This window comes from Pseudomonas sp. ANT_H4, assembly GCF_008369295.1.
GTDB lineage: Bacteria > Pseudomonadota > Gammaproteobacteria > Pseudomonadales > Pseudomonadaceae > Aquipseudomonas.
The window spans coordinates 1-21,715 of record NZ_VOBG01000025.1; the positions used below are offsets into that span (position 1 = coordinate 1).

General features: G+C 54.4%; 25 protein-coding genes and 2 pseudogenes. 14 read left to right on the top strand and 13 right to left on the bottom strand.

From position 1 onward, the window contains the following. Together tnpB and FQ182_RS31050 are read right to left on the bottom strand one after the other, a co-directional pair. Positions 1-262, bottom strand: a 262-nt coding sequence (tnpB, locus tag FQ182_RS23775; RefSeq protein ID WP_149494042.1) for an IS66 family insertion sequence element accessory protein TnpB, incomplete at its 3' end; no start/stop codon positions are given. Then, on the bottom strand, positions 259-636 hold the full coding sequence (locus tag FQ182_RS31050; protein WP_158636783.1) for a transposase: 378 nt from the start codon (positions 634-636) through the stop codon (positions 259-261). The genes tnpB and FQ182_RS31050, both read right to left, overlap by 4 nt. Positions 637-702: 66 nt before the next feature. On the opposite strand from FQ182_RS31050, the pseudogene FQ182_RS23785 reads away from it, so the two are divergent. Together FQ182_RS23785 and tnpC are read left to right on the top strand one after the other, a co-directional pair. Next, positions 703-1,081: pseudogene (locus FQ182_RS23785) on the top strand (integrase); the annotation flags it as partial. A 294-nt stretch (positions 1,082-1,375) separates the two neighbouring features. Beyond that, a complete protein-coding gene (tnpC, locus tag FQ182_RS23790) occupies positions 1,376-1,732 on the top strand; it encodes a Tn3 family transposase post-transcriptional regulator TnpC (RefSeq protein WP_115128413.1) in 357 nt (118 codons plus the stop codon). Between the two features lie 165 nt (positions 1,733-1,897). On the opposite strand, the gene copD is transcribed toward tnpC, so the two are convergent. The 4 genes from copD to FQ182_RS23810 form a co-directional block, all read right to left on the bottom strand. Further along, positions 1,898-2,842 (bottom strand): copper homeostasis membrane protein CopD, encoded by a 945-nt coding sequence (gene copD, locus FQ182_RS23795; RefSeq protein WP_115128414.1) that lies wholly within the window; start codon positions 2,840-2,842, stop codon positions 1,898-1,900. 3 nt (positions 2,843-2,845) lie between these two features. Further along, positions 2,846-3,229 carry a copper homeostasis periplasmic binding protein CopC gene (copC, locus tag FQ182_RS23800; RefSeq protein ID WP_048388142.1) on the bottom strand — a complete coding sequence of 128 codons (384 nt, stop codon included), beginning with the start codon at positions 3,227-3,229 and terminating at the stop codon, positions 2,846-2,848. A 360-nt stretch (positions 3,230-3,589) separates the two neighbouring features. Further along, positions 3,590-4,978, bottom strand: a complete 1,389-nt coding sequence (locus FQ182_RS23805; protein WP_115128415.1) for a heavy metal sensor histidine kinase — start codon at positions 4,976-4,978, stop codon at positions 3,590-3,592. Further along, entirely contained in the window at positions 4,975-5,664 is a 690-nt protein-coding gene (locus FQ182_RS23810) for a heavy metal response regulator transcription factor (RefSeq protein WP_115128416.1), read from the bottom strand. The genes FQ182_RS23805 and FQ182_RS23810 overlap by 4 nt, the downstream gene beginning before the upstream one ends. A 209-nt stretch (positions 5,665-5,873) precedes the next feature. Between FQ182_RS23810 and FQ182_RS23815 the strand changes: the two genes are divergently transcribed. From FQ182_RS23815 to FQ182_RS23835, 5 genes are all read left to right on the top strand, one after another. Next, positions 5,874-6,227, top strand: a complete 354-nt coding sequence (locus FQ182_RS23815; RefSeq protein ID WP_092239348.1) for a co-regulatory protein PtrA N-terminal domain-containing protein — start codon at positions 5,874-5,876, stop codon at positions 6,225-6,227. 169 nt (positions 6,228-6,396) lie between these two features. Further along, entirely contained in the window at positions 6,397-6,933 is a 537-nt protein-coding gene (locus tag FQ182_RS23820) for a plastocyanin/azurin family copper-binding protein (RefSeq protein ID WP_092239346.1), read from the top strand. Between the two features lie 97 nt (positions 6,934-7,030). Beyond that, the gene (locus FQ182_RS23825) at positions 7,031-7,285 is read left to right on the top strand and encodes a DUF2933 domain-containing protein (RefSeq protein WP_092239429.1); all 255 of its coding nucleotides are present in this window, start codon (positions 7,031-7,033) and stop codon (positions 7,283-7,285) included. Between the two features lie 2 nt (positions 7,286-7,287). After that, a complete protein-coding gene (locus tag FQ182_RS23830; protein WP_115128418.1) occupies positions 7,288-9,624 on the top strand; it encodes a heavy metal translocating P-type ATPase in 2,337 nt (778 codons plus the stop codon). 156 nt (positions 9,625-9,780) lie between these two features. Then, entirely contained in the window at positions 9,781-10,824 is a 1,044-nt protein-coding gene (locus FQ182_RS23835) for a cytochrome D1 domain-containing protein (protein ID WP_092239342.1), read from the top strand. Positions 10,825-11,416: 592 nt separating this feature from the next. Here the strand turns inward: FQ182_RS23835 and FQ182_RS23840 are convergent. From FQ182_RS23840 to FQ182_RS23860, 5 genes are all read right to left on the bottom strand, one after another. After that, positions 11,417-11,599, bottom strand: a complete 183-nt coding sequence (locus FQ182_RS23840) for a DUF1289 domain-containing protein (RefSeq protein WP_092239337.1) — start codon at positions 11,597-11,599, stop codon at positions 11,417-11,419. A gap of 2 nt (positions 11,600-11,601) precedes the next feature. Beyond that, a complete protein-coding gene (locus tag FQ182_RS23845) occupies positions 11,602-11,976 on the bottom strand; it encodes a hypothetical protein (protein WP_092239335.1) in 375 nt (124 codons plus the stop codon). A gap of 113 nt (positions 11,977-12,089) precedes the next feature. Continuing rightward, positions 12,090-12,998 (bottom strand): CDF family Co(II)/Ni(II) efflux transporter DmeF, encoded by a 909-nt coding sequence (dmeF, locus tag FQ182_RS23850; RefSeq protein WP_092239333.1) that lies wholly within the window; start codon positions 12,996-12,998, stop codon positions 12,090-12,092. A gap of 19 nt (positions 12,999-13,017) precedes the next feature. Further along, on the bottom strand, positions 13,018-13,293 hold the full coding sequence (locus FQ182_RS23855) for a metal/formaldehyde-sensitive transcriptional repressor (protein WP_092239330.1): 276 nt from the start codon (positions 13,291-13,293) through the stop codon (positions 13,018-13,020). A gap of 410 nt (positions 13,294-13,703) precedes the next feature. Beyond that, positions 13,704-13,943 carry a hypothetical protein gene (locus FQ182_RS23860; RefSeq protein ID WP_092237208.1) on the bottom strand — a complete coding sequence of 80 codons (240 nt, stop codon included), beginning with the start codon at positions 13,941-13,943 and terminating at the stop codon, positions 13,704-13,706. A 627-nt stretch (positions 13,944-14,570) separates the two neighbouring features. Between FQ182_RS23860 and FQ182_RS23865 the strand changes: the two genes are divergently transcribed. Next, positions 14,571-14,771 (top strand): heavy-metal-associated domain-containing protein, encoded by a 201-nt coding sequence (locus FQ182_RS23865; RefSeq protein WP_034114911.1) that lies wholly within the window; start codon positions 14,571-14,573, stop codon positions 14,769-14,771. A gap of 269 nt (positions 14,772-15,040) precedes the next feature. On the opposite strand, the gene flgB is transcribed toward FQ182_RS23865, so the two are convergent. After that, positions 15,041-15,454: a flagellar basal body rod protein FlgB gene (gene flgB, locus FQ182_RS23870; protein WP_092237211.1), complete on the bottom strand. Its 414-nt coding sequence runs from the start codon at positions 15,452-15,454 to the stop codon at positions 15,041-15,043. A gap of 399 nt (positions 15,455-15,853) precedes the next feature. Here flgB and FQ182_RS23875 point away from each other — a divergent pair, with 399 nt between their 5' ends. The 4 genes from FQ182_RS23875 to FQ182_RS23890 all read left to right on the top strand — a co-directional run bounded on the left by FQ182_RS23875 (position 15,854) and on the right by FQ182_RS23890 (position 19,507). Then, positions 15,854-16,060 carry a co-regulatory protein PtrA N-terminal domain-containing protein gene (locus FQ182_RS23875; RefSeq protein WP_034114927.1) on the top strand — a complete coding sequence of 69 codons (207 nt, stop codon included), beginning with the start codon at positions 15,854-15,856 and terminating at the stop codon, positions 16,058-16,060. Between the two features lie 218 nt (positions 16,061-16,278). Next, a complete protein-coding gene (locus tag FQ182_RS23880; RefSeq protein WP_115128420.1) occupies positions 16,279-18,150 on the top strand; it encodes a copper resistance system multicopper oxidase in 1,872 nt (623 codons plus the stop codon). Positions 18,151-18,162: 12 nt separating this feature from the next. After that, entirely contained in the window at positions 18,163-18,435 is a 273-nt protein-coding gene (locus FQ182_RS23885) for a hypothetical protein (RefSeq protein WP_139273583.1), read from the top strand. Further along, the gene (locus FQ182_RS23890; RefSeq protein ID WP_169850847.1) at positions 18,407-19,507 is read left to right on the top strand and encodes a copper resistance protein B; all 1,101 of its coding nucleotides are present in this window, start codon (positions 18,407-18,409) and stop codon (positions 19,505-19,507) included. Before FQ182_RS23885 ends, FQ182_RS23890 begins: the two co-directional genes overlap by 29 nt. A 198-nt stretch (positions 19,508-19,705) precedes the next feature. Here FQ182_RS23890 and FQ182_RS23900 read toward each other — a convergent pair. Continuing rightward, positions 19,706-20,559, bottom strand: a pseudogene (locus FQ182_RS23900) (IS5 family transposase). A gap of 18 nt (positions 20,560-20,577) precedes the next feature. Between FQ182_RS23900 and FQ182_RS23905 the strand changes: the two are divergent. Together FQ182_RS23905 and FQ182_RS23910 are read left to right on the top strand one after the other, a co-directional pair. Beyond that, positions 20,578-21,234 (top strand): cytochrome c, encoded by a 657-nt coding sequence (locus tag FQ182_RS23905; protein WP_083272243.1) that lies wholly within the window; start codon positions 20,578-20,580, stop codon positions 21,232-21,234. Further along, entirely contained in the window at positions 21,224-21,691 is a 468-nt protein-coding gene (locus FQ182_RS23910; protein WP_069553036.1) for a DUF411 domain-containing protein, read from the top strand. Before FQ182_RS23905 ends, FQ182_RS23910 begins: the two co-directional genes overlap by 11 nt. The last annotated feature ends 24 nt before the right edge of the window (positions 21,692-21,715 follow it).

Genomic DNA, 21,715 nt, shown 5'->3' on the forward strand with positions numbered 1-21,715 from the left:
GCGACACGCTGCCGCTGGTTGCTTGCGGCCAGACGAAGCGCCCTTGTTCCAACCGTTTGCAAAACAGACACAAGCCGTCGCCATCCCACCACAACAGCTTGATCCGGTCACCGCGCCGTCCGCGAAAGGCAAATATCTGACCGGAAAACGGGTCGGCTTCCAACTGTGTCTGCACCAGTGCCGCTAAACCATCGAAGCCACGGCGCATATCCGTGACGCCGGCGGCGATCCAGATACGGGTTCCAGCGGGCGGGGCAATCATCGCAGCAACTGCTGCAAGACGAATTGCAGCGTCTGCGGATCGGGTGCGCCCATGATACGCAACTTGGCTTTTCCGACCTCAACTGCGATCTCGGAATGACACTCCGCCTGTGGCTGGACGACGTGCGGCAGATCGATTGGCGCCTCCATCACCTGGACGGGCAAAAGCGTTGCGCTCTGGCTGACGGCGCCGAATACCCCTTCCTGATATTGATGCCGCCAGCGAAACACTAGGTTGGCATTGACGTCATGCTCACGAGCGATCAACGACACGGAGGCGCCAGGCTGGAGGGTCGCCTCGACGACTTGGCGTTTGAACGCCAGCGGGAAGTTGGGGCGGCGGCCGGTTCGACGGGCTAGGGCAACGGTATCCAAGATAGTGTCCACTAAAAAATGGTGTCCACTATCTTGGCTAATTTGGAGGGCTGTCAGGAGAGGGTGCTGGCCGGACGGTTACCATACAGCCATCAGCCTTGGAACAAGGGTAAGCTTGTCGGGCAGAAAGCCCCGCTCCGAGTCAGAGATATCTGGCAGGCTCCAGCTCGCGGAGAAGACACGGGATCTGGCCCTCTTCAACTTGGCCATCGACAGCAAGCTGCGCGCCTGTGACTTAACCAAGCTGCGAGTACGAGACATAGCCCATGGGGAACATGTGTCGTCACGGGCCATCGTGATGCAGCAGAAAACTCAGCACCCAGTCCAGTTTGAAATCACTGAGCAAACCCGAACGGTTCTGGAGGCTTGGATGCATCAGGCCCTCCTCCGCAGTGAGGACTTCTTGTTTCCGACCCGGTTGCACGGCTCAGATCATCTCTCCACGGGGTTATGCCGAGATAAAGGAAAATCAGGACATTCGCTCTGTAATATTATGATATTGCTATGATTTAAATTTTTTCTGCGTTTCCTTTCCTCGTCCCAAGTTTAGCCGTCTATGCTGAAGGTTTTGCTTTTCCTTGAGGGACGAACTCCATGGCCTCTCTGGAGCGGACAGCCTATCCGAAGCTGCCGGCGAATCTGTCGTCGAAAGAGCTTCATCAGAGCTATTCGCTCTCAGAGTCTGAGCTCCAATGCGTGCGAAACAGATGCCCAATAGCAAAGTTGAGGAGGCGAACTAATGCACATCCCGCCGGTTTCGTTTCGAGTGACACCCTATGGGGACGTCGATGCCAAGGCACTCGATTCTCTGCGCGCGAGCTACGACATCTCTCAATTACTTAACTTGGTGGACCGGCTAGATGCCTGTCTTGCTGAAATTGGTGGGATCGGCTGCATTAAGGACGACTTTTTACATCTACATGCCATGGCCATGACGATATTGGAAGGCTCCCCTCTCGCCGTAGCTACCGCTGATGTTGACAGTATTTGGGAGAAGGCGATCGCCCTTCAAGGGGATATTTCTGCCTTATGTTTTTGCTTGCAAACAGGCTCTAAACACTTGGCTCCTTTGGTAGCACTTGCTCCTGACTATTAGCGGCAAGGGTGCGGATTTTACCCCCCGGAGTCAACATGCTGGTGACAAACGAGTTGTGGCTTGAGAACCGTAGCGTTACGACAACATGGACGTTTGGCTCAACGCTCACAAAATTTGCGTTTGGAGCGTAGGCGCTCCAGGTAGCTGTGGACATTATGCGGATTATTAATGCTGCACCGTGCTCATATCCATCCCCGGGCTCAGGGTTCCTAGCCAAGCGACAAGGCATACTATGACTACTGCAACGGAGAATTCAAGGATCATACTACGTCGTAAAGCATTGACGGCGACGGCATGGTCCCCTTCCTTGATTGAGCGTTCTAACAGTGGACTCAAATGGAATCGATTTAGCGTCGCTAATATAATCATCCCTGCGAAGAGCAAGACTTTCAAAAATAGCAGAGTGCCATAAGTAGTCATCATCACTTCGTCCAGGGTTGGGCCCACGATAAAGAGATAATTCACTACGCCAGTAATGCTTAAAGTCACAACAATTAGCGCGCCAGCTGATTCAAACCCAGTCAGGACTCGGGAGAGAACCCGTATTTCTTGTCCGCCATTTAGTCTTTTCGCACGCAGCAGTAAAGCGAATGCGGCCAGAGCTCCCATCCAACCGCCGGCTGCCAGAAGGTGAAGAATATCGCTAATGAAATGTATATAACGACGATTGCCTTCGTCCATTGCGCCATGCCCTGTCCACGCTAGGGTAGCGAGAGCAATAGCACCGAAGACGGTAACCGCCCAAAGACTGAGGGTTGGGAGGCGCTTGTTAAGTGTGATGGCGATACCTGCCAGCACCAGGGCTGCTATTCGGACCATCCAGGTGAGCCCGACGTCGGTACCAGTTAGAACCATTTCGAAGATGTGATGGTGAAGCTCCATAAATTCTGAAACGCCGCTCATTGCTTTCGCAAGTAACAACATAGCGGCAAGAGACAGAAGTACACCAACAACTGCGGTGCCGAAAAGGAGCGACTCAAAGTTTAAGACAGCGCCGGACACTCGCTCTTTCCCCCGTAGGCTATACAAACCAAAAATGGCCAATCCAAACAGCAGCATGAGGTCCATATAAAGAGCGAAACGAACGGCGATGTTGATTGAGTCGCTCATGGATCATTTCACTTTAAAAGAAAAATTGCCGGTAATGGGATGAGTGTCGGAAGAGACTGCCCGCCATTCGACCTTATAAGTACCTGTGGTTAGCGGAGCGGCGGGCGTGATAACCATCATTTTCGGATCGTCGCCGCCGGCGACACCAGCCTTAACACCCATAGGTGAATTCGGCATACCCGGCATGTCAGTCATGATCAGTTTCGCTCCCGAGAACTGAGTCGTGAGGTTCTCCGAGAAGTGCAGCTCGATCTTGGAAGGTGCCGCAGACGTCGAGCCTTCCACTGGGGTAGAAGACACCAGTTTTGGATGCGCCTGGGCGATAGCGCTCACGAGCAAACCGACGGTAAGTGCAACAGCTACGGTAGTAGTTTTAAAGAATGACATGCAAGACTCCTCACAGCATAAGCTGTTGGTTCGAGGTTGGGTTGGGGAGATCTAGTTTTTACTTCTCAATTCCGATTAAAACCACAGGCAAATACCAAGCGTATGCCGCGTACTTAACCCAGGTTCTGGATCAGAATGATCCGCGTTATAGAGCTAGGACACGATGCCACATGACTGCCGACCATTCGATTACATTTCAGTAAGCTTTACGCATGCCCTCTGGTCCATAATTGAGGGTTGTCGTCGTGGCTTTTTATTTTCCCGATGTGCACTACATTGGCTTTCTCTCTGAAGCCTGTCGGTCAATCCGTCTTGGAGCAAAGGCCGCGCCCCTTGCTCCAAGACGGCGCCTCAGCGAGGCTAGGCCCGTTTCGATCCGGCATTAGGAAATTCCATATGGAAGGCTGTTTTTCGATTGGATGAGGTACACCAGATCTTGCCTTCATGGGCTTCTACGATCGACCGCGTAATTGAGAGCCCCAGTCCAGCATTGCTGGGGCTCCCTTCACGCCGTGCCGGATCCGCGCGATAAAATCGATCGAAGAGCTTTTCAAGGTGCTCGGGTGCAATGGTTTCTCCTGGATTTTCCACGACCACAAATGTCGAGGTATTTCTCTGTTGGATATCGACATTGATGGTCCTCCCCTCCGGGGTGTACCGCAGCGCATTAGAAAGCAGATTCGAGACAGCTCTGTGCAGCATTAGTACGTCGCCCCGAACACTCCCTCCCCCTGAAACCGTCAGGTTGATGCCGCGCTCATCTGCCAGCAGGCGGTAGTATTCGAGCAGTTTCTCCACGACCTCCAATAGGTCTATCGGTTTGTTCTCATGGGGGATCAGGCCGTTGTCAGATTTAGCCAGAAAGAGCATGTCGTCGATCATCCGAGACATACGCTTCAAGTCATCCAGATTCGAATACAGATTGTCTTCGTAGTCCTCAATATCCCTTTTTCTAGAGAGCACCACTTCGGTATGGATCATCAGATTACTGACCGGTGTGCGCAGTTCGTGAGCAATGTCCGCAGAGAAATTTGATAACCGGACAAAAGCATCATCCAGACGTGACAACATCGCGTTGAACGACGACACCATCTGTTGAAGCTCTTTTGGAACAGACGCTAATGGAATGCGCTCTTTAAGTGATTTGGCCGACATCGACGCAGCGACCATGGTCACCTGCCGAATCGGACGCATGCCACTGCGGGCAACCAACCAACCCAGCCCCACACTGACGAGCGCGCTGATCACCAGCCCTATCCAGAACCATCGCTGGAGCGTCTCGAAGAAAAACATGTGCTCAGTAACATCAAAAACCAAGATCACGGTCAGCGGCTTGTCCCGACCGGTCACCATCGCTTGAGCAGTCAAACCACGGAACATCTGCTCTTGGTTCTGCCATTCCCAAAAATTATTGTTGGTGGTCGTGAGGAACTCCTCCGGAACATTGACTGGCCCTGGGTCAGCGAAAAGTAGCCTCCCGTCATCGCCTAGGATGACGGCTGTCAAATTACGGTGAGCCCCGAGCAGAGCCTGTAACTCGGGCTTTAACTCGCCGAATTGATCGGTGCTCTTCAGCTCCCCCAGGATTCTCTGGGTCGAGTGGAGTTTTTCGTTTAGAGCCTCTTGATCCAACATTTTGAAATGATGCTGGCTGAGGTGGTTAAAGCTGACTCCGGCGACGGTGAGCACAGCTGTTACCGCAAGCATGAACATCAGACTCATGCGTGTAGTCAGGGACAGACGGTTCATTTTGACTCCGAATCCGGTGCATCAAGCATGTAGCCCATACCACGTGCGGTGTGGATCAGCTTGACCTCAAAGCTGTCATCAATCTTCGCCCTGAGCCTGCGCACCGCAACCTCGATTACGTTGGTATCGCTGTCGAAATTCATGTCCCAAACTTGCGAGGCGATGAGCGACTTCGGCAGCACTTCGCCCCGGCGACGGAGCAGCAACTCCAGCAGCGCAAACTCTTTGGCCGTCAGGCCTATGCGTTTCCCCCCCCGAATGGCCCTGCGTTTGAGCAGGTCAACCTCTAGGTCGGCCAGTTTCAAATTGGTTGGCGAGGGTGCGCCATTACCGCGACGCAGCAGTGTTCTGACGCGGGCCAGCAATTCAGAAAATGCGAAGGGCTTGATCAGGTAATCATCCGCTCCGAGCTCAAGCCCCTTAACGCGATCTTCAACACGGTCTCGCGCAGTCAGAAATAACACCGGTACATCTTTCCCTGCCAAACGCACCTTCTGAAGCACTTCCCACCCATCCAGACCGGGCATCATGACGTCCAGAATCAGCAGGTCATACGCTTCGCTCAAGGCGTGTTGCAGGGCCTCAGTACCATTGGTGAAACGATCAACGTTGAACCCAGCCTCAGTAAGGCCCTGTTGCAAGTAGATACCTATTTTCGGTTCGTCTTCCGCAACCAACAGTCTCATGGGAGTGGCTCTCAAAGTGATGATGGGGCTGAGTTTGCAACGAATTAGCTCAGCCAACCAGAAACTGACAGAAATGTAATTCTGGCTTCAGGTTGATGTCAGCAAGCGTTGTCTAGGGTTTGCCCATGAACACCGTCAAGTGCTCATCCGACTCTCCAGAGAGAAAAACCCTCAGGAGTCGGACACCATTCCTATCAAGGAGCTGCCCCATGAGCTATCTCAAAACCGTGTTTCTGGCTGGCTCGATCCTGCTCTCGGCCTCGGCATGGGCTGAGGGCGGCGGAGACCGAGTGATGGAGCGCATGGAAAGTATGCGTAATAAAGCGGAAACCGTTCTGATTCAAGCCGAAAAAGCCCCTGCAGGCCAACGCCATGTGCACATGGCAGAGCACATGAAAATGCTTGGCGAGATCATGAGCCAACTCCATCAAGACCATCCCGATGCATCAATGTCGCCCCAACAGCATCTCGCCTGGATGGAGAAGCACGACAAAATCGTCGATGACGTTTTGAACCAAATGCAACGCGAACACAAACTAATGCTTTCAGAAAACCATCAGTAAATATCCTGCTTTCAAGGCTTTTCGCAATTAATTGCGATTACAAACGACGTCGCTTAGACGCCGTTGTTTATTTTAAAAACTGACAGAAATGTAGTGCTCAGGTCAGTTAACTGGTAGCTCAGTCACTTTAATATAGCGAGTGTTTTTCTCGCTCATCCTTGAGGTCACTATGAACGCTAAATTTTTTACCCCTGTTATCGCGACAATGGCTCTATTTTTCGGTGCTACAGCCATGGCTAGTGTGGGGCATGGCAAAGATGACATTGGTCAACCTGGAACCGCTGCCGAGGTTACCCGCACCGTTGAGGTGAAAATGGGCGACATTTTCTTCGCGTCCAAAAACATCAATGTCAAACCCGGAGAGACGGTTCGATTCGTCCTGCGCAACGAAGGTTCGCTGCTGCATGAATTCAATATTGGTAACGCAGCTGCACATGCTGCTCACCAAAAAGAGATGGCAGCCATGTTCCAGAACGGCACGCTCACGCCTATTGGGTCCGGGCAAGCCATGAGCAATATGGGGCATAGCATGGGGGAAATGAAGATGGTCGGGATGGAGCACAACGATCCGAACAGCGTCTTGATCGAACCTGGCGCAACCAAAGAGCTCATCTGGACGTTCGCCAAGAGCACGGGGCTGGAGTTTGCCTGCAACGTACCTGGTCATTACCAATCAGGAATGGTTGGTCAGTTTGAAGTGAAGTAAACGTGGCTTGATCGATATCACCGCCTCAAAGCGAGCGTTGACTACTCTCAGTCGCAGACGTCACCGCAACTTTTGCGAGGACAGTGGGGACTACATCATGACTAACCATCATCATTCGGTTGAAAACGCTCCTTCGTCTTTCTGGAGGAGCAAAACGGGCGTTGTACTGATCATGCTGGTTGCGATTGGTGTCTTTTACCTGGTTCGGGAGCACTTCAGCCATGTTTCGCCTTATTTACCCTATCTGATCCTGTTGATCTGTCCTTTGATGCATTTTTTTGGACATGGCCATGGAGGGCATGGTCGAAATGCTGATCAGGCAGAAACCAACAAGAATGAGGACGGAAAATAATCATGGCCACCAACACGAGCCACCACGACCATAGTCACTCCCATCCATTAAACCCCCAAGGTGAAGGTCTACGTGATCTGGTGTGCGGCATGACCGTCACGGAGCAGTCTGTTCACAAGTTAACGCACGAGGGCCGGCCTTATTACTTCTGCAGCGCCAAGTGTCAGGGCAAGTTTGCGGCAAATCCGCTGCAATACCTCACGCCGGCACCACCGGCGGAGACCGCGCCAGCGGCCGTCGGCACCATCTACACCTGCCCGATGCACCCCGAGATACGTCAGGACCATCCGGGCAACTGCCCCAAATGCGGCATGTCGCTGGAGCCCTTGCTGCCGGAACTCGACGACGATGAGAACCCCGAATTGCGCGATTTTCAGCGCCGCTTCTGGTGGACCTTGCCGCTGACAGGCATGGTCTTTGTTCTCGCCATGTTCGGCCACCGTTTCCAGTGGATGGACATGACCGTGCAGAGCTGGGTCGAACTGGTGCTGTCGATCCCCATCGTCCTATGGGCCGGATGGCCGTTCTTTACGCGCGGGTGGCAGTCCGTGGAGAACCTCAGTCCGAACATGTGGACCTTGATTAGTCTGGGCACCGGTGCGGCTTTCGTCTATAGCGTGGTCGCCACGGTCACGCCGCAGGTGTTCCCGGCCTCGTTCATCTCCATGGGCCGCGTCGCTGTGTACTTTGAAGCGGCCGCCGTGATCATCTCGCTCACGTTGCTGGGCCAGGTGCTCGAACTCAAGGCCCGGTCGCAGACCTCGGCGGCCATCAAGTCGCTGCTGGGCCTGGCGCCCAAGACCGCCCGCCGCATCCGGGAGGACGGCACCGAAGAGGATATCCCGCTGAACCATGTACATGTGGGCGACTTACTGCGCGTTCGCCCTGGGGAGAAGGTGCCAGTGGACGGCGTGGTGACTGAAGGCGGCAGCTCGGTCGATGAATCCATGCTCACGGGCGAGCCGATACCGGTCACCAAGCGCGTGGGCGACAAAGTGATCGGCGCCACGCTCAACACCAGCGGCGCACTGGTGATGCGCTCTGAACATGTAGGCGCGACCACAATGCTGGCCCAGATCGTGCAAATGGTGGCGCAGGCCCAGCGTTCCCGTGCGCCGATGCAGCGCATGGCCGACGTCGTGGCGGGCTACTTTGTCGTCACCGTGATGGGGATCGCCCTGCTGGCCTTCCTCGGCTGGGGCCTGTTCGGTCCCGAGCCGCGTTGGGTGTTCGGCCTGATCAACGCGGTGTCGGTGCTGATCATTGCCTGCCCCTGCGCGCTGGGCCTGGCCACGCCGATGTCCATCATGGTCGCCACCGGTCGCGGTGCAACGCACGGCGTGCTGTTCCGTGATGCTGCAGCGATCGAAAACATGCGCAAAATCGACACCCTCATCATCGACAAGACCGGCACCCTGACCGAGGGGCGTCCGACGTTCGAGCGCGCCGTGCCTGCGCCCGGCTTTGATGCCGACGAGGTGCTGCGCCTGGCCGCCAGCCTGGACCAGGGCAGCGAGCACCCGCTGGCCGAAACCATCGTGCGCGCCGCCCGCGAGCGCGGCATGCTGTTCGACAAGCCCGAGAATTTCGAGTCCGGCTCGGGCATCGGCGTGCGTGGGCAGGTGGCAGGGCGTCAACTGGCGCTGGGCAACACCACGCTGATGGAGCAGATCGGCGTCTCGGTCGCTGCCCTGGTGCCGCAGGCCGAGGCCTTGCGTGCAGAAGGCGCCAGTGTGATGCACCTGGCAGTCGATGGCCAACTTATGGGCCTGCTGGCCGTGTCCGACCCGATCAAAGCCAGCACGCCGGAAGCCTTGGCGACGCTCAAGGCTTCGGGGCTGCGCATCGTGATGGCGACCGGCGACGGCCTGACCACGGCCAAGGCTGTTGCAGCCCGCCTGGGCATCGACGAGGTGCATGGCGAGGTCAAGCCGGCCGACAAGCTGCTGCTGGTGGAAAGGTTGCAAAAGGAAGGCCGCGTGGTGGCCATGGCGGGCGATGGCATCAACGACGCGCCGGCGCTGGCCAAGGCCGATGTCGGCGTGGCCATGGGCACCGGAACCGACGTGGCGATGAACAGCGCCCAGATCACGCTGGTCAAGGGCGATCTACGCGGGATTGCGATTGCGCGCGCATTGTCGGAAGCCACGGTGGGCAACATGAAGCAAAACCTGATGTTTGCCTTTTTGTACAACGCGCTGGGCATCCCGATTGCGGCCGGCGTGCTGTATCCGCTGACCGGCTGGCTGCTGTCGCCGCTGATTGCCGCGCTGGCCATGAGCTTGAGTTCGGTGTCGGTGATCGGCAACGCTTTGCGGCTGCGAAACAGACGCGTATGACTCCGCTGTTTTGGTGGTATCGACGGCGGCGGCTGTCACGGTTAAGGAGGTGAATCACAAGATTCGAGGCGACGTGGCCGGTAATGGCATCCAAGACGGGCCGCCGCAGGCTGAGGCCTGACGATAGAAGTTTTATTTTCTCAATAAGGATTAATCATGATGACAAGTAAAGGTAAGTGGTTTTTAACGGCAATACAGGTCGGGCTGCTGGCCTGGTCCGGCACTACATGGGCCGCTGACAAGGTGTATGTGGCCAATGAGGGCGCTGACACGGTCAGCGTGCTCGATGCCGCGTCGTTCAAGACACTGGCAAGCGTGCGCGTCGGCAAGACACCGCACAACGTGCAGGTATCGCCTGACGGAAAGGTCGTATGGGTGACCAATAACGGCGAGCCTGATCAGGCGGCTGGCTCTGCGCATAAGGAAATGGCCAAAGGTGAACACAGCACGATGGCGACGGTAGGAGCCGTTTGGGCCATTGATACCAGTAGTGACGCGGTAATCGCCAAGGTGCCGGTCGGCATGCACCCGGCCCATGTGGTGGTGTCGCCAGATGGCCGCCTTGCCTACGTCACCAACGGCGGCGACGACATGGTGAGTGTGATTGACACATCGGAGCAGCGTGTTGTCGCCACGATTCCTGTCGGTAAGTTCCCCCACGGTCTTCGCATCAGTCCGGACGGCAAGCAGGCCTACGTCGCCAACCTCAAGGGCGGCACGGTGTCGGTCATTGATACCGCCAGCCAAAAGGAGATCGCGCAGGTGCAGGTAGGCAAGGGTCCGGCTCAAGTCGGCTTCACGCCGGACGGTCGTCTTGTCTTGGTGTCGCTGTCGGAAGAAAACGCCGTCGCCGTGATAGACCCGGCCACGCGCCAGGTGATTCGCAAGGTTGCCGTCGGAACGGTGCCTATCCAGCTGTACGTCACGCCGGATTCGCGCACGCTGCTGGTGGCCAACCAGGGCACGCCGAAGAAGCCTGGCAAAACCGTCAGCCTGATCGACCTGGAGAGTTTCAAGGTCGCCAAGACAGTCGTGACTGGCGCCGGTGCTCATGGCGTGGTCGTCGACCGTGACGGACGGTACGCATACGTTACCAACACCTACGCCAACTCGGTCTCCGTGCTCGACGTGAAGGACCGCAAGGTCACGAAGACCGTACCGGTCGGCAAGGCCCCCAACGGCATCAGCGTGACGCCTTGACGGTTTGACCGTCGCGTGCAGCCCAGGGAGCGAGACCCAAGCCCTGGAAAAAATCCGCGAAGCCTGCAACGACGCCTGCGAGCAGGCGTTTAGCCTGCTGTTTCAGAACCTCGTCATGTTCGACACATAGCGATCGCTCACGAAGTGAATCGGGTACCTGCGTACCCAGTGCAAGGTCTAGCATGCGTACGATCCCCGACCCTGACGGGTGACGCCTGATTGAGGTGTGCTCGGGGTCATGCCGAGATAAGGGAAAATTAGGACATTAGACCTGTAACTGAATGATTCACTTAGCTTTTTTCAGAAGGATTCGAATCTTGCGTTTTGTTTGTGTGAAATGACGATCCTGTCGGCTTTCCGGCCTCAGTCAGCCCTTGGGTTGCGCGCTCCAGGTAGACGGTGTTCCACAGCGCTACCGGGCCAGCGGCCTCAGCCTGGTAACCGCCGCGATTGTGCTGTGGAACACCGAAGACGGCATCACTCACTGATTTTAATTGTTATGCCATAACATCCTGTTCGGCCTGTATGTTGACGGCAATCCGTGAATTCTGCTTTTAGCGAGCCTTTCATCGAATGTCGGGAACAATCCCAGCTATCCCTGTGTTTTCTTCAATCCTTTCAGACGCATGTTCGCCCTTTGGACAGCAGCCATCTTTTCGGGCCGCTTCATTCGTTTCCATTTCCTAATGTCTTCCTTGCTTCGCCCGCAGCTCACACAAAGATCGCCACTTAGCTGGCAAACTGAAATGCATGGACTTTCGATTTCTTTAGCCATCGTCAATAACCCTTTGTCACGCGTGATTGCGCCAACCGCTTCTGCCAATCGCCACCATGACTTCGTTGGCACTCCTCCTCAGAGTCGAACCGTACATTGTGGTCTGATGGGCGCAGATCAATGTTTGCGCCGTTCAGCGCCATGGCAGTCAGCTCAAAGATGCGCACCTTCTGCGCGCTAGACTGGGCAAGCTTTTTGTCTGCTAACGTTTCGAAAACCCAGATCACTTTTAGAGTTTCAGGAAGCGCGTTTAAGTCAGCTTCGTGGGTGAGCCAGGAAAAGCCTTTGATTTCAGATTTTGCCGTTTCGCAAGCTTCGGTGAGAGTTGCAATTAAACCGCGTTCGATCCGCGCAAGTTCACGTTTGCCTAAGGGCATTGCGGGCTCCTTTGGAGGCAATAGATGGGGGGCGCCCTGCAACGGGCGGGTTCAACAAAGCGAGTTAGCGAAGGGGCTCAATTAGAGCCCCTTACCAGAGGAATCAGACTGAATCAGACAGGTCGAAATTCGACAGTCAGATGGCTGACCTCGTGAACAGGCTTGAGACGTTCACGAATGATTTCGGCGTTCGCAGTGGCTTCGCCAAGGACGCTTACGATAGCCGCATGCGCTTCTGGTCCAACCCGCCAGACATGCAAGTCTGTAATGGTTGCATCGCCTGGCTTCTCAACCAGCTCACGGATTTCCTCTGCAACGTGCTCATCAGTTTGATCTAGCAGTACAGCAGAGGTCACACCCATCAAGCTCCACGCCCAACGCGCGATAACGATGGCACCAACAATACCCATTACCGGATCCAGCCATACCCACCCGAGATACCGGCCAGCGAGCAATGCAGCAATTGCCAGCACGGAGGTCAGTGCGTCCGCTATTACATGGACGTACGCTGATTTCAGGTTGTTATCCCCGTGATGTCCATGATCATGATCATGACTGTGGCCGTGGCCAAGCAGAAGCGCGCTCACAATGTTTACGATCAAGCCAACAATCGCAATGAGCGTAGCGGTCCCGAATTGAACCTCCGTTGGCTGGAGGAGGCGCATTACTGACTCTACGCCGATTACCAGGGACACCATGCCGAGTATGAGCGCCGATGCAAACCCACCCAGATCTCCAACCTTACCGGTACCGAAGCTGTAACGATTACTGGACGCGTGGCGTTTTGCGTATCCGTAAGCAGCCGCTGCGATGCCCAAAGCGCCCGCATGGGTCGCCATGTGAAAACCATCGGCAAGTAAAGCCATCGAGCCAGTGATATAACCGGCGGTGATTTCGCCAACCATCATCACCACCGTAAGCGCCACGACCCAAAGGGTACGTTTGGCATTTTCTTCGTGCGCTGACCCAAGGAATACGTGGTCGTGTATGTGATTAATTTCGATATTGGTGCTGCTACTCATGAACTTGTACCTGGTTTCTTCACTTTGAATAGCGGCGAATGGCTTCAATAAGTTCTTCGACACCCTTGTTGCGCTCTTCATCGCTGAGCGCTGGGTTCGCTACATGCTCCCTGGCGTGGTCCTCAATAATTTCGTCCATTAATCCATTGATGGCCCCGCGTGTGGCGGCGACAAGATGCAATGTTTTTGCGCAATCGAGATCCGATTCCAAAGCACGTTCAACTGCCTGGATTTGTCCTGCGATGCGTTTAACTCGTTTGAGAAGAGCGTCTTTGTTTGAAGCTGTGTGACCCATGGTATACCCCTCCTACCTATGCAAGTCGCATGATAGGCATACCTAGTACCCCTATGCAAGCGTCGTATGACGGAGAGGCCGCCCGCAGTGCCTTGCTGGAAAGCGATGCTTCAAGTGTGGAGGGTCAGGCCGAAGGGGGTAATCGCAGAAAACGGAGATGTTTGTACGCTAAGCCATGCTGCTCTGCTGCAAGCATTGTTCGGCACTGTTGCGTCCGGTTGAAGTACGCCTCAACCCGGCGTCAGGCCGACCAACAGGGATCTCAAAACGCATGCCTCCTCATTTCTTAACTACAATGATGGGAGCTGAAGGATCAGCTCCCATCAACAAAAATCCCGTCAGTCATGACGGTTTTTTTGTTTTCAGTCCGCATCGCTGAACAGATGACCAGTAAATTGCGTTCGTACAGATCATGGTGAGCTGATGCGGGTAGGTGTTGTTATGGTGGTTTGATCGCACTCCATGTTCAGTCTTTCGCATTCCGCATCTGCTTCTATCCGTGTCGAGTAGGTGAACTGCAATCGCTGCTTACCTTGATTGTCATAAATATCAAAACCAGCCGGAACTGTAGTGGAGTGAAAGCGAGCTCCATTGCGAACCGATCCTGTTTCGGTGGGGATCGCAGGAACAACAACGAATCTCTGGATCATCTTCGCGTCCTTGTGTTGAGTGAACCTTAACTAATAGCGACAGCCCGCCACTTCTTCAAGTTTTGAGAAGTCCTATGACAACCAAACAACCCGAGGCGGTGGCCTGTCAGGTTGAGCTCATAGAGGTTTGTAGGGAAACGTCAGGAAAAGCCGAAATAGACCCTACCTTGACGTACCTCCGTCGTCCGGCCTGACGCCGGGTTGAGGCGTACTCCATTCGGACACAGACTGCACAACGCAAGGGCTTACAGACTGTCAGCAGGGGCTTATCGTACGATTTTTTCCGTTTTCTCTATGCACCCCAGACAACGCGATAGGCGTGCGCGGATTGTCCGAAGTCGCCAGCCATTCAGGAGGACTTGAGGTGGATTGCACGCAAGCCTTTATAGAACAACCGCATGCGAAGCAAATGTCCTAATTTTCCCTTATCTCGGCATGACCCCTGCTCCAACCGGACATAGGCCGTGTCACAAAGGCTGAAGCCGGTCGGTTGTCGCTTAGTGTGCGGAACTCCTTTTTTTGCGATCTCCCCAAACCAGGGTGCAGGCAAGACTTGACCTTGCCATCATGTCAACGTTTATGCTGTGTTTGCGGCTAAAGAAGCCGCTCAATACGAGAGGAATAACTATGTTCGTCTTAGATGTGTCCGGCATTGGTTGCGGCAGCTGCATTAGCAAAATCACCAAAGCTATTCACGCGTTGGATAGCGAGGCAAGGGTTTTGGTGGATCGTGCTGCCGGCAAGGTCAACGTTGAAAGTAGCGAAAACCCTGAGCGAGTCCGCGCAGCTGTGGAAACATTGGGTTTTCCTTCCAAAATCAGCGCCTGATGGTGCTGATCCGCTCCAGCTTTAACGCTCCCATATACAGGCTCTCCCTGGGCTCATTTCAGATATGAGCCCAGGGCCGAGATAAGCTGATCAAAGTCTTCTTAGCGCTTTCCTGGAGTAATAGCTTCAGCACCTATCCAGCCCGCCTCAATGGTTCAATGAGCACAATGTGGTAGGCAATGGGTCGAAGTCTGCTGACATTGACTTTAGGGCAACCAGGGCAGAGATAACCGGCCTGTTCTATAGTGCAAGTACTTGTTTTTTGGCAATTACTCCCCACGAAGAGCCTTAATCAGGCCTTTAAATGAACCATTGAGTCGGGTGAACGCTGCCTCGAAATGAATTTCATTTTCCGTATACTTCGCAAGCTCGACTTGCTGATCCACGGTATTTTGGTCCAGGGACGGTTGATTTGGAATTCTGTAAAGTAAAGCTCTCTCATCAATTTCGGCTGCTGATCCGTTCCCAGCAATGTGCTTTAGGTTTGTTGTTTGTAAAGAAAACTGAGCATCCGTCATTCGCTTTGACTGGCTTGCAAGCAAGGCAGGAAAGTCCAAGTCGCGGGCCTTGAAATTTGGCGTATCGGCGTTAGCTATATTATTGCTCAGCACCTCCGCTCTTTGGCTGCGATAAATTAACGCTCTTTCCGCAGAACCAACGGCTTTTTCAAAATTAATACTCACGTCTAATCACCTTTGTGGAATTACCAGTCCCGACGCAATACGCATATCGAACACTCAAGGTTAAATACAATGCATCAGCGTCGGCGAATTTCAGATCCTGTTCAGCTGTTCAAAAACCGTCGAATCTCTTTAAAAATGACAGGAAGCTTACAAAATTGTCATATATAAATTTTAATCGGTTAAATACGATGCAGTGTTACTTGGATGAGTGAGAGCTTACGAATTAATCCGCCTGCTATTCAATAGAAAAGTGGCAGCCTGACACAACTGTAATATTCACCTAAGGTTTCTGACAGGGGATGAGTCCTAAAGTTATATCGAGCCTTGAGCTCAGCCCCCAAGAATCATTTTTCAATGTGGATTCAACGGGATGACCAAAACTTATTCGAGGATACCCCCATGAAATCCATTAAAACCCTGTTTGTCATAGCCGCTTTGACCGTCTCTTCTCTGGCGATGGCCGAAGGTGGCGGTGACCGGACGTTCGCGCGCATGGAGGCTGCAATGAAGAGGTCAATGGACGCGTACCAAATTGCCCAAAAGCAAGGCACTCAACCCCCAGTAGCCGAGAGCAAAGCCAACGCTGTCGACCAAGCCAAATATTGAACGGCTCGATGCACTCCCAAGCTGACAGAAATGTAATCACCTCGGTGGTTAAAATGTGGCAATTTCTGAGCTCGCCTGCCCTATGAGTTTAGTCCTTTGCGGCGGCGGGCAAGGTTCATAGAGATTCGAGACGAGCTCCTGAGAGCCCGCTAACCTATAAGCATAATCCACAGCGTGTTTCACACGGTTTCCCTTTCGACTGACTGGATATAAACGGCATGCATTCCAAAACCTCTAGGCGGACATTCGTTAAAGGCTTGGCCGCTGGTGGCATTCTCGGCGGCTTTGGCCTTTGGCGCACTCCTGTATGGGCAGTGACCAGTCCTGGTCTGCCGAGCGTACTCACCGGCAACGAATTTGATCTGTTTATTGGTGAAACCCCGGTAAACATCACCGGCTCGCCACGCACGGCCATGACCATCAATGGCTCCTTGCCGGGACCATTGCTGCGCTGGCGCGAAGGGGAAACGGTCACGCTGCGGGTAAAAAACCGCCTGGATCAGGACACTTCAATCCATTGGCACGGGATCATCTTGCCGGCCAACATGGATGGAGTGCCGGGCTTGAGTTTCCACGGCATCGCCCCCGATGGCATGTACGAGTATAAATTCAAGGTGCATCAGAACGGTACGTACTGGTACCACAGCCACTCGGGCTTTCAGGAACAAGCTGGCGTATATGGCCCCATCGTGATCGATTCAAAAGAGCCGGAGCCTTTTCAGTACGACCGCGATTACGTGGTGATGCTGACCGACTGGACCGATGAAGATCCTGCTCGCGTCATGGCCAAGCTCAAGAAACAATCGGACTACTACAACCACCACAAGCGTACCGTGGGCGACTTCATCGACGATGTCAGCGAGAAAGGCTGGTCCGCGACAGTGGCGGATCGGAAGATGTGGGCCGAAATGAAAATGAACCCCACCGATCTCGCGGACGTCAGTGGGGATACTTACACCTACCTCATGAACGGCCAGGCCCCCAACGGTAACTGGACAGGTATTTTTAAGCCGGGAGAGAAGCTGCGCCTACGCTTCATTAACGGCTCGGGTATGAGCTATTTCGACGTCCGTATCCCAGGCTTGAAAATGACCGTTGTGGCCGCCGACGGCCAGCACGTCAACCCGGTCAGCGTCGACGAATTCCGCATCGCCGTGGCAGAGACCTATGACGTGATCGTCGAGCCTGCCAGTCAAGAGGCGTATACCATTTTTGCCCAGTCCATGGATCGAACCGGTTATGCGCGCGGAACCTTGGCCGTGCGCGAAGGATTGAAGGCGCCGATACCGGCGATTGATCCTCGCCCTCTTGTGACCATGGATGACATGGGGATGGGCGGTATGGCCGGTATGGACCATGGCAGCATGGCGGGCATGGATGGCGGCGCTACGAAGCAAGGTGGCATGTCCGGTATGGCCGGCATGGATCACAGCAAAATGACCGGCATGGGCCAGGATGACATGTCCAATATGACCGGTATGGACCACAGCAATATGGCAGGTATGGACCAGGGTGACATGTCCGGTATGGCAGGTATGGGCGGCATGGGCGGCATGGGCGGAGAGATGCAGACTCACCCCGCCTCCGAAACCAATAACCCCCTGGTTGACATGCAAGCCATGACCCCTACGCCGAAGCTCAACGATCCGGGTATTGGCTTGCGCAACAATGGCCGTCGCGTGCTTACCTACTCTGACCTTAAGAGCACTTTCCAGGATCCGGATGGCCGCGAGCCCAATCGCACCATTGAGCTGCACCTGACCGGTCATATGGAAAAGTTCGCCTGGTCATTCAACGGCATCAAATTCTCTGACGCCGAACCATTGCGCCTCAAGTATGGCGAGCGTCTGCGCATTACGCTGGTGAACGACACCATGATGACTCACCCCATCCACCTCCACGGTATGTGGAGTGACCTTGAGGATGAGAACGGGAAATTCATGGTGCGCAAACACACGATCGACATGCCACCAGGAACCAAACGCAGCTATCGAGTCACCGCTGATGCGTTGGGTCGCTGGGCCTATCACTGCCACCTGCTATTCCATATGGAAATGGGCATGTTCCGTGAAGTACGGGTTGATGAGTAAAGGAGACGGGTTATGAACACATATCTGAATCGTAAGTCGCTGATCGGTTGCGCCCTCGTCATTGGCCTATTAGGGGGAGTGCCCGTTGCACTGGCAGGAGAAAGCGGTGGCGATCATTCCCATCCAACTCCTGCATCATCAACGGACAAGCCAGAGTCAACCCAAAAACCCAAGACCAATGAATCCAAAACCGATCACAGTTCCATGGACCATGGCTCGATGGATCACAGCAAAATGAGCGATGAGTCGATGGATCATGACCAAAAAACTAAAAAAGCGGATTGAGATCATGACCAGTAATTTTTTACGCCCAACCCTGCTGGCACTGACCGTCTCCATCAGCCCCGCTTTTTTTGGCTTGGCGAACGCCGCTGAGGCAATGGATCCGTCGATGACCATGCCCTCGAGTTCGGACTCGAAACCCTCGGGGGTTCAAAAGTCGATCCCCGCCAAAGACAGCCAGATGGACCATTCCAAGATGGATCATGGTTCGATGGAGCCTATGGACCACAGTAAAATGAACATGGGCCAAGGCCAAGAAAAGCCGATGGACCATAGCAAAATGAATCATGGGCAAATGGATCAAGGCCAGATGGAAGGCATGGACCACAGCAAAATGAGTATGGATGCAAGGGCGACTACCACGAGCCGAACCCCTATTCCGGTACTGACCGACGCTGATCGTGAAGCCGCCTTTCCTCCGGTGGCTGGTCATGGCCTCTCTGACAAAAGCCTCAACACGTTCTTTCTCCTCGATCAGTTCGAGTATCAGGACGCTGACAACGGCAGTGCCCTGAGCTGGGACGCTACGGGATGGATCGGTGGGGACGTTGATCGTCTGTGGCTGCGTTCGGAAGGTGAACGTACCAACGGTGTAACCGAGAGCGCCGAACTCACAGCACTGTGGGGGCACTCGATCAGTCCGTGGTGGGACGTTGTTACCGGGGTGCGTCAAGATTTTAAACCAGGCTCGCCACAGACTTGGGGCGCTTTGGGTATCCAAGGGATGGCTCTCTACAACTTTGAAGCGGAAGCCACCGCATTCATTGGTGAGAACGGGCAGACCGCGGCTCGGTTAGAGGGCGATTACGACATTCTGCTTACCAATCGCTTGATCTTGCAGCCCACAGCCGAAATGAATTTTTACGGGAAAAACGACCCGCAACGCGGCATTGGTTCTGGTTTGGCCAATACCGAAGTAGGTTTGCGGTTGCGCTACGAGCTTGTCCGCGAGTTTGCCCCCTACATCGGCGTTACCTGGAGTCGCTCCTATGGCAAGACCGCAGACCTCGCTAGCGATGAAGGAGAGGATACGAACGAGGCGCGATTTGTCGTAGGTATTCGGATGTGGTTTTGAGAACCTTATATGAAAAGAACAATAAAAACGTTGGCTGCTGCCGGTGTGGTTGCAGTCATCATGGGGGCCGGCGTCGTGCATTTTGGTGTGTTCAACGTTGGGGCCGATGAACCCCACTCCGATCCCGTTTACGCACTTCTGTCCACTGCTCGGGATCGCTCGATTGCAGTGCGTTCACGCGACATTAAAGTCCCCGACCTAGGCTCTGTACGTAAAGTATTGTCGCAAGCACCGCATAGCGCAGGCCAATGAGACCATCGCCGCAAAACTTGTTGCGAGCTTGTCGAAGTGCGTCACGATGCGACGGTTCTCCTTCAGCCAGCCAAACATGCGTTCGATGATGTTGCGCTGCCGATATTTGGGGCGATCAAAAAGTCGAGGCAATCCTGGCTTGGTTTTGCGCTTCATGCTTCGCAACGGAATGACTGGCTGCATGCGATAACGATCACAATACTGGCGCAGCGCTTCAGCGTCGTAACCCTTGTCAGCCAGCAACCAGCGGCAACGCTTGCGTGGGCGACCGCGCAGGCTGGGTATGCAAGCCTGATCGAGTAGCGGTTGGGCATAGGCTATATCGCTGGCTTGTCCGCCTGACAACAGGAAACGCAGAGGCACACCATTGGCGTCGCACAGCATGTGAATCTTGGTCGTCAGGCCACCCCGGCTGCGCCCGAGCGCGTGGTCTTGCGGTTCTTCAAATCCCCTTTTTTCCCGGCACCTGATGAGGCCCGGGTTGCTCGTACGGCAGTGGAGTCGATCATCCATGTTTCCAAGTCAATCAAACCCTGCTCATTCAATCGGATATGAAGACGCTTGAGCATCTGATCAAAAGCTCCGCAATCACGCCATCCTCGGAACCGTTGATAGATCGTTGACCAAGGGCCGAATCGTTCGGGCATGTCTCGCCAGGCTGCGCCAGAGCAAAGCACCCAGAGAATACCGTTTAGCATCAGGCGATCATCGGCCCGAGGGCGCCCGGTGCGCTGATTTTTGGTGAAGATATCTGCAACCAGATCCCAGGCTGCGTCGGGGAGTTCATACCGCTTTGCCATCTTGGCCTCCTGGCTTTAATGGCGGTGTATTTTACAGAAAATCGTATTTCTTGGGTTTACGTACAGAGCCTAAGCGATGAAGCTCTCATTCGTGCAGGTGCAGGCAATTACAACTCAATGTGCATTGGCTGCCACCTCGCTCCGAGTGTCGCTGGAACCGAGTTGAGTAAAAGCCTTTACCCGGCACCTCCAAATCTTTCAAAACTGGGCGTTGATGGAAATCCAGCTGCCGCCTTCTGGATCATCAAGCACGGTATCAAGTCCACAGGCATGCCAGCCTGGGGCAAAAGCATGGCCGACCCCTACATCTGGGGGATGGTTGCTTTTCTTCAGCAGCTTCCCGCCTTGGATGCAGAGCAATATAAGGCCCTGACAGCAAGCAGCGATGGCCACCAACACGGTGGCGGCGAGACCAAAATGCATAACCATGAAGGACAGCATGACGGTCAAAAAGAGGCTGCCGCTGGACATCATGATGCAGGCGGCGCTGAAGAAGTAGCTGAGTCCGACGATCATCATGACGACAAAAATAGTGCGCATCTTCATGATGAAGACGCAGCACCCTCTCAGGATGAAAGTACTGAGCATGCTCATACTGAGGGTGCAGATGCTCCTGCGGATCAGCCAAAAACTCATACCCATGCTGATGGGAAGGAGCATACCCATGCGAAATAACTTTCTTCGTCCTGGCCGGGCACTTCGCCTCGCTGCATTCGCGGCTCTGTTTATCAGTTCCGCTGGTCATGCAGCAGAATCGATGACGATCGACGTCCATCGTGACGCTAACTGTGGATGCTGCAAGAAGTGGATGCAGCACCTTGAAGCTAACGGCTTCACCGTCGTTGATCATGTAGAAACCAACATGAGCGCGGTCAAGCAGGGCCTGGGTGTTGCTCCGCGTCTCTCGTCATGCCACACCGCGGTGATCAACGGCAAGTTTGTTGAAGGCCACGTGCCTGCCGAGCAAATAGTTGCTTTGAGCAAACGCGACGACCTTATCGGGATAGCTGTGCCGGGCATGCCGGCAGGCTCGCCTGGCATGGAGGTCGGTGGGAAGCAGGATGTTTATCAGGTCATCGGCCTGAGCAAAGCAGGTACTGACCAAGTGATTGCCGAGTACATGGCAAACTAAGTTTCAAACTTTCCTTGATTCTTG

Bases quoted from the DNA above. Each gene is read 5' to 3' on its own strand.
- tnpC (WP_115128413.1), top strand. From the start codon at position 1,376: ATGCACATCCCGCCGGTTTCGTTTCGAGTGACACCCTATGGGGACGTC.
- copD (WP_115128414.1), bottom strand. From the start codon at position 2,842: ATGAGCGACTCAATCAACATCGCCGTTCGTTTCGCTCTTTATATGGAC.
- copC (WP_048388142.1), bottom strand. From the start codon at position 3,229: ATGTCATTCTTTAAAACTACTACCGTAGCTGTTGCACTTACCGTCGGT.
- FQ182_RS23805 (WP_115128415.1), bottom strand. From the start codon at position 4,978: ATGAACCGTCTGTCCCTGACTACACGCATGAGTCTGATGTTCATGCTT.
- FQ182_RS23810 (WP_115128416.1), bottom strand. From the start codon at position 5,664: ATGAGACTGTTGGTTGCGGAAGACGAACCGAAAATAGGTATCTACTTG.
- FQ182_RS23815 (WP_092239348.1), top strand. From the start codon at position 5,874: ATGAGCTATCTCAAAACCGTGTTTCTGGCTGGCTCGATCCTGCTCTCG.
- FQ182_RS23820 (WP_092239346.1), top strand. From the start codon at position 6,397: ATGAACGCTAAATTTTTTACCCCTGTTATCGCGACAATGGCTCTATTT.
- FQ182_RS23825 (WP_092239429.1), top strand. From the start codon at position 7,031: ATGACTAACCATCATCATTCGGTTGAAAACGCTCCTTCGTCTTTCTGG.
- FQ182_RS23830 (WP_115128418.1), top strand. From the start codon at position 7,288: ATGGCCACCAACACGAGCCACCACGACCATAGTCACTCCCATCCATTA.
- FQ182_RS23835 (WP_092239342.1), top strand. From the start codon at position 9,781: ATGATGACAAGTAAAGGTAAGTGGTTTTTAACGGCAATACAGGTCGGG.
- FQ182_RS23840 (WP_092239337.1), bottom strand. From the start codon at position 11,599: ATGGCTAAAGAAATCGAAAGTCCATGCATTTCAGTTTGCCAGCTAAGT.
- FQ182_RS23845 (WP_092239335.1), bottom strand. From the start codon at position 11,976: ATGCCCTTAGGCAAACGTGAACTTGCGCGGATCGAACGCGGTTTAATT.
- dmeF (WP_092239333.1), bottom strand. From the start codon at position 12,998: ATGAGTAGCAGCACCAATATCGAAATTAATCACATACACGACCACGTA.
- FQ182_RS23855 (WP_092239330.1), bottom strand. From the start codon at position 13,293: ATGGGTCACACAGCTTCAAACAAAGACGCTCTTCTCAAACGAGTTAAA.
- FQ182_RS23860 (WP_092237208.1), bottom strand. From the start codon at position 13,943: ATGATCCAGAGATTCGTTGTTGTTCCTGCGATCCCCACCGAAACAGGA.
- FQ182_RS23865 (WP_034114911.1), top strand. From the start codon at position 14,571: ATGTTCGTCTTAGATGTGTCCGGCATTGGTTGCGGCAGCTGCATTAGC.
- FQ182_RS23875 (WP_034114927.1), top strand. From the start codon at position 15,854: ATGAAATCCATTAAAACCCTGTTTGTCATAGCCGCTTTGACCGTCTCT.
- FQ182_RS23880 (WP_115128420.1), top strand. From the start codon at position 16,279: ATGCATTCCAAAACCTCTAGGCGGACATTCGTTAAAGGCTTGGCCGCT.
- FQ182_RS23885 (WP_139273583.1), top strand. From the start codon at position 18,163: ATGAACACATATCTGAATCGTAAGTCGCTGATCGGTTGCGCCCTCGTC.
- FQ182_RS23890 (WP_169850847.1), top strand. From the start codon at position 18,407: ATGACCAAAAAACTAAAAAAGCGGATTGAGATCATGACCAGTAATTTT.
- FQ182_RS23905 (WP_083272243.1), top strand. From the start codon at position 20,578: ATGGCGGTGTATTTTACAGAAAATCGTATTTCTTGGGTTTACGTACAG.
- FQ182_RS23910 (WP_069553036.1), top strand. From the start codon at position 21,224: ATGCGAAATAACTTTCTTCGTCCTGGCCGGGCACTTCGCCTCGCTGCA.